Genomic DNA, 8,173 nt, shown 5'->3' on the forward strand with positions numbered 1-8,173 from the left:
CCCCCCCCCCCCCCCCCCCCCCTCCCCGGCGCTCCCCTCTCACACCCCCCCCCCCCCCCCCCCCCCCCCCCCCACCCCCCCCCCCCCCCCCCCCCCCCGCCGGGGCGGGGGGGGGGGGCCCCCCCCCCCCCCCCCCCCCCCCCCCCCACGGCATGCTGGTCAGTCGGGTTCGTGCAACGCCAATCGTCGGCGGAGTTCCAGATTCTCTCCGTGCGCGGCTTCGAGTGCTTTGCGTAGTTCGCTGACCCGGGCGCGATTGGTACGCCGTTCGACTTCTAGCTTTCGGGCCAGCGCTCGCACCGCGGTAGTTCAGATGCAGCAGGTCGAACAGGTCCTGCGGGTCGATTTCGGTTGCGCGGCCGTCGGCGGTGACTTTCTTGAACCGCAGGAATTCGCGTTCGGCGACGGCGTCAACCTGAAGGGCGTCTGGAACACCGGCCGGGTCGCAATCCCCTCGATGATCGAGAACGGCCGCGGCGGCTCCATCGTGCTCACCAGCTCCACCGGCGGACTGATGGGCGTCGGTATCCCCACCGCGGGCTTCCTCGGCTACACCGCCGCCAAACACGGCGTGATCGGGCTCATGCGTTCGTGGGCTGATTTCCTTGCACCGCACAATATCCGGGTCAACAGTGTGGCACCCACCGCGGTGCGCACCCCGATGGCCCGCGACGGCAACCTGGCCGCCATCATGGAACGTGCCCCGCAGCTCGCGAACGCGTCGTCCAACGCCATGCCGGTCGATCTGGTCGAACCGCTGGACGTCTCCAACGCCATCGCTTGGCTGGTCTTCGACGACGCCCGCTACGTCACCGGCACGGTCGTCCCCGTCGACGCCGGCCAGCTGAACAAGCGGTGAGGCGGTTCGCCGGTGGACGATCCGGCCGTGCCGGCCGGGCGGGAATCCGGGCATCTCCTACCAGGTGACCGGTAACTGCCGCACACCGCGGAGACCCAGCCTGTCCGGACGCAGCACGATGTCGTCCGCCGGGACGGCGAGGCGCAGCCCGGGGAACCGGGATACCAGGGCGGGCAGCGCGATCCGCATTTCCATCCGCGCGAGCTGCCGGCCGAGGCAGTGGTGGATACCGTGCCCGAAACCCAGATGTCCGGCGGAGTTCCGGTGCGGGTCGAAATTGTCCGGATCGGGGAATACGCCGGGGTCGCGGTTGGCGGCGTGCAGGGACAGCGCCACCGTCTCACCGGCCGCGATCACCTCTCCGGCGAGTTCCACTTCCGCCAGCGCCGACCGGGTCGTGGTGTGCACGACGGCCAGATAGCGCATGAGCTCCTCGACCACCCGATCGGCAAGCCGGGGTTCGCCGCGCAACGCGGCGAGCTGTCCGGGATGCCGGAGCAGGGTGAACGTGCCCAGACCCAGCATATTCGCGGTGGTCTCGAACCCGCCGATCAACAGCAGGACGGCCACTCCGGTGAGCTCACTGCCCGAGAGGTCGGTGGCGGCCAGATCACCGAGCAGGTCGTCGGACGGTTCGGCCCGTGCGGCCGCGACCAGGTCGCGCATGTATTCCTGGGTCTCCTCGACGGCGGCGAAGCCCTGGTCGACGGGAGCCCCCGGATCGTTGAACGCGGTGACCAGTCCGGCGATCAATTGCCGGAACCGGTCCCGATCGGCCGCGGGCACGCCGAGGAGTTCGCAGATCATTGTCGCCGGAACCGGTGCGGCGAAGGCGGTCATCAAATCCGCCGGGCCGCCGGCCCGTTCCATGGCATCGAGGTACTCGCCGCAGATCCCGGCCATCCGCTCGGTGAGCCGTCGCATCCGCCGCACGGTGAACGCGCCGGTGAGCAGCGTCCGGTAGCGGGTGTGCTCGGGTGCGTCGAGATTGAGGAAATTGCCGGGTGGTGCCGGGGGAAGGGGGCCGAGATCGGACAGTGCGGAGTGCATCAACTCCGATCGCGCGCTGAACCGTGGATCGGCCAGGACAGCGCGCACCGTGCTGTGCCCGGTGGCCAGCCAGCCGCGGCGCGGAACTGGTGCAGCGGCTCGGGGTGAGTCCCGCCTCCATCTCCACGGCGGTCCGCGCGCTCGAGAAACGCGACCTCATCCGCCGGGAGCGCACGGCGCGCCGCGACCGCTATTACATCGACGGCGACACCTGGTACCGCACCACCCTGCAACTCGCCCGGGCCGCCGGGGAACGCGTCCGGGTTGCCCGGGCCGGAGCCGGAATACTCGGCACGACAACGCCTTCGGGTGCCCGGCTGAACGCGATCGCCGACTATCTCGATTACCTCGGCCGGGAAATGGTCTTGGTGGTCGAACGGTGGCACCGCCGGTGAACGGGCCGAATCGCCGTTCGACGGGCGGTCAGCTCGCGGGGCGGGTGTCGGGGAACCAGTTGCCGTGGAATCCGCTGGGGACTCGGACACCGAGATGGATCTCCGCGAGCGGCGGAGCCGTCACGTCACCGGCATCGAGAATTACGAGATCACTTGTCGCGGTTTCGGCGCGGTACACGAACAGCAGGAGATATCCGGCGCCGGTGGACGAGGGCACGAAAACGGCCTCGCCGGGCTGGTCCGGACCGAACTCGCGGGTGCGGTGCCGGCCCGAGTCGACGTCGTAGCCGGTGAGGTGGTGTGACCCGACGGAGTACACGGTGGAGTGCGGGCGGCCGGTAGATGTGTCGTCGATCCGGGGGAACTCGCTGCTGCGGTCGTCGAGGGGGCGTTCGGTGATCCGGTCGCGGGCGAGATCGATCGTCCATTCGTGCAGGGTGCCGTGGTCGTCGAAGGCCGAACTGGAACCGACCCACATGGATTCGTAGCGCACCGCGTGCAGCGTGATCACACCGCCGGTATCGAAGGCGTTCGCCACGTGGAAGACGTAGCACGGCGCGATATCGAACCAGCGCACCCCGGCGGCCGGATCGTCGCGGCGCAGGACACCGATCCGCGCCCCGTAGCCGGGGTCCCAGCGATACGGCATCGTGCCCTGCTGGGCCAGCTCGATATCGAACACCACGGGTAGGTCCAGGAACAGGACGTACTGTTCGGTGATCGCGAAGTCGTGCATCATGGTCAGGCCGGGCACATCGATCGGCTGGTCCACGACGAGGGTGCCGCCGGCATCGGCGCGGTGGTAGCGCACATGCGGGGCGGTGAGGCTGCCGTAGCCGAAGAAATGCAGTTCGCCGGTGGCCGGGCAGGTCTTGGGATGCGCTGTCATCGAATTGGTCAGCGCGCCACCGAAATCGTAGACACCGAGGGTGTCCAGTTCGCGGTTCACCTCCCAGGGCAGTGACGATTCGACGAGCGCCAGCAGATGCCCGGCGTGATCGACGATATGCGTGTTGGCATTGGCCACGTGCAGGTTACGGTTGCCGGTGGCGGGATCGTAGAGGGGAGTGGGATCGCCCGCGAAGTTCCCGGTGCGCACCCAGCGATTGCGATACCACTGCGCCTTCCCATCCCGCAGCCGAACCCCGTGCAGCATGCCCTCGCCCAGGAACCAGTGCGGTGAACCATTTCGCGGGTTGGGGCCGTTGCGCAGATAGTGGCCGTCGAGCTCGGCGGGGATGCGGCCGGTGACGGGAAGGGTCTGCACCGTGACCTCTCGATCGACCGGAGCGAAGTTTCCGGCCAGATGGCCGATCGAGGAATCGGTGTCATGCGGGAGCTGCATCGGCTCGTACCTTTCGGGTGAGGTGTGCCAGTGCCGCCACCGCGACCGAGGTGAACGACGAAACGATCGCGTACACGATCCACGGGCAGACGGCGAAAACGACGGACATGGGCACCTCGGCTGATCGGTCGGCGGGTACCTCCTACTTTGTCATGTCACTAGTGACATGACAAGAGTGGGATATCATCCCGGCATGAGTCTCCGATTCGCCGCGCTCGGTCTCCTGGCACAAGAGCCCGGTAGCGGTTACGACCTCCTCAAACGGTTCGAGATCTCGATGGCCAACGTCTGGGCCGCCACCCAGAGCCAGCTCTACGGCGAACTCGGCCGGCTCGAACGCGAGGGTTTGATCGAGATCGCCGCCGAGGGCCCGCGCCGCCGCAAGATGTACACGATCACCGACCCCGGCCGCCGGGCGTTACGCGACTGGCTCGCCACCCCCGACACCACCCCGACCCGAAGCGGCCGCCTGCTCCGGGTCTTCCTGCTGTCCGAGGTAAATACACCGGAAGCGATCGAATTCTTCACCGATATCCAGCGCAAGGCCGAGGCCGAACTCGCGCATCTGACCACGCTTTCGGAAACGCTCGACTGGGACTGCGAGAAAAGCGAATTCGGCCGCATCGCCCTGGAACACGGCCTGCGCTACTACCGCATGGAAGCCGAATGGGCCCGCTGGGCAACCGCCCGGCTCACCGCCCAGCGGGACGCAGTCCGCTGAGGTCGCGCGTCACCGGTCAGAAAGCCAGCGCAGCCCAGGGAACCTCGATCGAGAACGGATACGGGAAGGACACGCCCGCACCGGAGTCAGGGGTCCACTCGCCCGCCACCAGGTAATTCGCGGACCGCAGCGGACGGACACCCGGCGGAAGCTCGGCATGGCCGATTTCGAGGATGTACACCCGCAGGGCCGCGATACCCGTGAGATCCTGCCGCAGCTCGACCTCCCAGTAGGAAGGAATACCGCCGCTCGCATACCGGGCCTTTTTCGTTTCGATATCGCCCGGGGTATTCGACGGCGAGAGCACCTCGCCGACCATCACGGTATCGGTGGCTCGGACATCCGCACCCGGCGGAAGACAACGGTGCACCAGAAAATCGGGAGTGACGAAATCGGACTTTCCGGTATGTCCGAAAAACACGTTGGTCTCGAGGTTCACTCGCCAGCATCGCTCGGCATGCGAGGACATATCACCGCGAGCGCACCGTTCGAGTTCATTGGTCAGGCGCCGCATCGCCGTCTGATGTTCTCCCGGCCCTCGCCGCAGCCAGACCACCCGCCCGTCCCACAGCTCGATCTGTGCGGCGACTTCGTCGGGTAAACCCTCCAGTTCTTCCCAGGTCATGTACTCGGGAAGATCAGGACGATGGGCGTCGCGGGCACTCGGCACGACCATAGGCTCATGCTACAAGGAAGTCGGCTCGGTCCCGGCGCTGACCTGGGGTTTCGGAAGATCCGAAGCGATATCCGAGCTGCTCAGCTCGCGGATCCGGGTCTCCGGCGTTCCAGGGCTGCCCGGATCAACTCCCGTGCGGCTTCGCCGGTAACGGACTCACCGGCCAAGGTGTCGAATACCCGGCGGTAGAGGGCTATTTCTTGCGGCTGGGTGATCCTGAGTTCCGCTGTCATCCCCTCTACCATCACCATCCGGTCGTCGAATACGACGAAGTTCGTCGTCTGCATCGGTAGTTCTGCTACGGCGGGGATGATGCCGAACCAGACCCGGGCTAGGCTCATCACGGCCAGTAATCGGTCGAGTTGGCCGACGACAACCGAATCGTTTCCCACTGTGGTGTACAGCGCCTGTTCGCCGATCAGGATGCGGAATCGCCGATCGCCTTTGTAGAGGAATTGCTGACGCTCCATCCGCTTCGCGACGCCGGCATCCAGGTCGTCCGATATCCGATGGAACTCGATGGATCGGCGGAGCATGGCCTGGGCGTATTCGGCGGTTTGGAGAATCCCCGGAATCAGTGAGGGTTGATATACCCGCAAAATCTTGGATTCCTCCGTGAGCTTCAGTGAAAGGTTCTGCCGCCGTCTGGTTCCCGCGTGCAGTACTCGACGCCACTCGAGGTAGGCATCCTCGATGTTGCGGGATGTGGCGATCAAGTCGGCTTCGTGGTCCTTCGCTTCGGTGAGCGCGCACCAGAGCCGAATATCGGCTTCGGTCGGTTTGGTCTTGCCGTATTCGATTTTCGGCACCCTGGTTTGGTGCCAGCCTGCCCGGCGGGCCAGCTCTGTGCCGGACAAGCCTGCGGCGAGCCGGAGTTCCCGAAGCCGGCCGCCGAGAACTTCGCGCTGTTGTTGAACCGAGTTGGTCACCGGTCGATGTACTCGGCGTACGGTATCGCCGACGACCAGAGCCGGTCTTCGATGCCCCGGCAGTATTCGGCGATCCCCGGGTCGCTGGTGACCGCCGCGCCGGCCGGCTTGCCGTCGTGGTCGACCAGGTTGAACGCCACCGTGTGAGCATCGAACAACCAGAAATCGTCGAGCGGTACCACCCCGGCGGTATGCCGGGGGACGTACCGGATGTCTTCGCCTGCGTCCACGTTGCTGCCGGTCACCGAAAGTAGCCACCGCTGATAGTCGGAATGCGGAACGGTCACCACGCGGACCCGGCGCACAGCCACACCCCGAGCGGTGGTTTCCCGCACCAGGTCGGTCCATGGGCGAGCCGCGAACTGACCGGGCGCGGGAGGCTCACCGTTCAGGAACCGGCGCAGCGGTTCGGATTCGCTGGGTACGGCGTAGGTGTCTCGGACCTCGAGGTGGAATGCGGCACGCTCAGCCTGCCGGAACAGACTGGGCCACGGGCTGTTCTGTAGCAGCTGCACCGTAGTAACTCCTCCGCTTCTTCGGCACCTCGACAACCGTCTCGTCCTCGGCCAGGGTCAGCTGGGAGAGCGTCTCGTCGTCGGTGATGGGTTCTCCCACGACGAGGAAGGTCCCCCGGCCGGTGTCGGTCAACGTGGCACCGAGGAATGTATCCCGTTCGGCGAATCCGAGTAACTGGTGAGGTATCTCTACGACGCCCTGCCGGCCGGTTGTCCAGCCTTGGACGAGGTAGCTACCTCGGTCGGTCGCGCACAGCGTCGGGCAGTCCCCGTCTGCCGACCCGCACTTTCCCAAGAACGTTGTCCGCATCATGTCCTTTCGCCTCCGATTCAAGCGGAAATATGCTGCCGCACTTGACAAGAGTCCCATGGCAGTGCGGGAGGAAGTGGTGAATGTAAGAATTTCGGCATAGATCGGCATAGTTGTCGACTCGGACAAGGCGCCTTCCATACGTTCTGATCAGCCGCCGCGCCGGGTGCCGGCATCCTCGGCGCGGCGAGCAATCCATCTTCCGACGCAAGGGGCCGTCATGGTGTTCGCGGTGCAGGTGAGTTGTTGTGGGGCGCAGTGGTTTTTGTACGCTCCGGCGTTCGGGGTGTGCCGGTTCGTCTCGGATAAGAATGCGATCCGGGCGCAGGCGCGCGACATGATCGCGCAGTGCAGTGCCGCTCCGGCGAAGTTCGAGGTCGATTTGGAACTCGGCCGGGTGGTGGACAAGGCCGAGATCACGAGTCTCAGGGCGCTGATATCCGAGAGTTGGGCGGGATCTCGTTCGTCGCCGAAGTGATGGCGTCGATCGGGGCGCTCGGCTCCGGACACGGCTGCTGTTCCGGGGTCAGCTCCCGGCGCGTTCGGCGAAGCAGGCGTGGTAGAGGGCTCGGACTTCCCGGGCGAGTTCGTCGACCGGCCCGTCGGTGACGGCGCCGGGGACGATATCGCTGATCGGCAGGGCGGCGACGGGGGCGGCGGGGACGTTCCATTCGTGCAGCCAGGTCGCGAGTTGCCGGGTCGAAGTGGCGTAGACGATGCGGCCGAGGCCGACCCAGCCGTGGCTCGCCGAGCACATCGGGCAGTGTTCGCCGGAGGTGTAGACGGTCGCGGTGGCGCGTTCCTCCGGGGACAGGTGGGCGGCGGACCAGCGGGAGATCGCGAATTCGGGGTGCTGGGTGGCGTCTCCGCCCTTTACGCGGTTACGGTCCTCGAACAGGACGGTGCCGTCGGCGGCGACCAGCAGGGAGCCGAACGGTTCGTCACCGTCGGCCAGCGCCTCGCGGGCCAGGTCGACGCAGCGGCGGAGATGGGTGAGGTCCTGTTCGGTAACGGTCATCCGAATATCCTCGCCGATCCAGCGGGGGCGCACGCAGCGGGAACAATGCCGTGTCGGAGCCGGCGCGCCGGTCGGACACCTTGTCGCCGTGGCGGCGCCGCTCGCGGCACATCCCCGCGCCGGTGGCAGGTGCGGTCGTGTGAGTACTCGGTTCGGATGTTCTCGCTGCCGGTCGGCGAATCGGGCAGCGCTGCCGCCTCGCGGTCGAACAGAAGCCGGCGTCTCGAACGGCCGATCAGAAGGGGGCGGGGGCGGGAAGCCGGGGACCGCCCCCCGGAGAAAACGGTATTTTTTAGGCGGGAGGTTGGGGGTGGGGAAGGGGCGCGGATAGGCCGCGGGGGGGTGGGGGGTTTTT

Annotated in this window: 12 protein-coding genes; 4 read left to right on the forward strand and 8 right to left on the reverse strand. The window is 66.7% G+C overall.

Annotated elements, in window-relative coordinates; genetic code table 11:
- Positions 1-313: 313 nt before the first annotated feature.
- Positions 314-859, forward strand: coding sequence for an SDR family oxidoreductase (locus QH276_RS17130; protein WP_280398168.1), 546 nt, complete (start codon positions 314-316; stop codon positions 857-859).
- Positions 860-916: 57 nt separating this feature from the next.
- Here QH276_RS17130 and QH276_RS17135 read toward each other — a convergent pair whose 3' ends face one another.
- Entirely contained in the window at positions 917-1,909 is a 993-nt protein-coding gene (locus QH276_RS17135; RefSeq protein WP_280398167.1) for a cytochrome P450, read from the reverse strand.
- Between the two features lie 104 nt (positions 1,910-2,013).
- Here QH276_RS17135 and QH276_RS17140 point away from each other — a divergent pair, with 104 nt between their 5' ends.
- Positions 2,014-2,304 carry a hypothetical protein gene (locus tag QH276_RS17140; RefSeq protein ID WP_432278592.1) on the forward strand — a complete coding sequence of 97 codons (291 nt, stop codon included), beginning with the start codon at positions 2,014-2,016 and terminating at the stop codon, positions 2,302-2,304.
- A gap of 28 nt (positions 2,305-2,332) precedes the next feature.
- On the opposite strand, the gene QH276_RS17145 is transcribed toward QH276_RS17140, so the two are convergent.
- Together QH276_RS17145 and QH276_RS17150 are read right to left on the reverse strand one after the other, a co-directional pair.
- Positions 2,333-3,649, reverse strand: coding sequence for a carotenoid oxygenase family protein (locus tag QH276_RS17145; protein WP_280398165.1), 1,317 nt, complete (start codon positions 3,647-3,649; stop codon positions 2,333-2,335).
- Positions 3,633-3,758, reverse strand: a complete 126-nt coding sequence (locus QH276_RS17150; protein WP_280398164.1) for a hypothetical protein — start codon at positions 3,756-3,758, stop codon at positions 3,633-3,635. The genes QH276_RS17145 and QH276_RS17150 overlap by 17 nt, the downstream gene beginning before the upstream one ends.
- An 84-nt stretch (positions 3,759-3,842) precedes the next feature.
- On the opposite strand from QH276_RS17150, the gene QH276_RS17155 reads away from it, so the two are divergent.
- Entirely contained in the window at positions 3,843-4,370 is a 528-nt protein-coding gene (locus QH276_RS17155) for a PadR family transcriptional regulator (protein WP_280398163.1), read from the forward strand.
- 16 nt (positions 4,371-4,386) lie between these two features.
- Here QH276_RS17155 and QH276_RS17160 read toward each other — a convergent pair whose 3' ends face one another.
- The 4 genes from QH276_RS17160 to QH276_RS17175 all read right to left on the reverse strand — a co-directional run bounded on the left by QH276_RS17160 (position 4,387) and on the right by QH276_RS17175 (position 6,824).
- Positions 4,387-5,046, reverse strand: coding sequence for a Uma2 family endonuclease (locus QH276_RS17160; protein ID WP_280398162.1), 660 nt, complete (start codon positions 5,044-5,046; stop codon positions 4,387-4,389).
- Positions 5,047-5,126: 80 nt separating this feature from the next.
- Positions 5,127-5,975 (reverse strand): helix-turn-helix domain-containing protein, encoded by an 849-nt coding sequence (locus QH276_RS17165; RefSeq protein ID WP_280398161.1) that lies wholly within the window; start codon positions 5,973-5,975, stop codon positions 5,127-5,129.
- On the reverse strand, positions 5,972-6,490 hold the full coding sequence (locus QH276_RS17170; RefSeq protein ID WP_280398160.1) for a DUF6879 family protein: 519 nt from the start codon (positions 6,488-6,490) through the stop codon (positions 5,972-5,974). The genes QH276_RS17165 and QH276_RS17170 overlap by 4 nt, the downstream gene beginning before the upstream one ends.
- Positions 6,441-6,824, reverse strand: coding sequence for a hypothetical protein (locus QH276_RS17175; protein ID WP_280406808.1), 384 nt, complete (start codon positions 6,822-6,824; stop codon positions 6,441-6,443). The genes QH276_RS17170 and QH276_RS17175 overlap by 50 nt, the downstream gene beginning before the upstream one ends.
- A 196-nt stretch (positions 6,825-7,020) precedes the next feature.
- On the opposite strand from QH276_RS17175, the gene QH276_RS17180 reads away from it, so the two are divergent.
- Positions 7,021-7,278 (forward strand): hypothetical protein, encoded by a 258-nt coding sequence (locus QH276_RS17180; protein WP_280398158.1) that lies wholly within the window; start codon positions 7,021-7,023, stop codon positions 7,276-7,278.
- A 48-nt stretch (positions 7,279-7,326) separates the two neighbouring features.
- On the opposite strand, the gene QH276_RS17185 is transcribed toward QH276_RS17180, so the two are convergent.
- On the reverse strand, positions 7,327-7,818 hold the full coding sequence (locus QH276_RS17185; protein ID WP_280398157.1) for a nucleoside deaminase: 492 nt from the start codon (positions 7,816-7,818) through the stop codon (positions 7,327-7,329).
- Positions 7,819-8,173: the final 355 nt, after the last annotated feature.

Origin of the sequence: Nocardia carnea, from assembly GCF_029869215.1 — a bacterium.
In the GTDB taxonomy this organism is placed as follows: domain Bacteria; phylum Actinomycetota; class Actinomycetes; order Mycobacteriales; family Mycobacteriaceae; genus Nocardia; species Nocardia carnea_B.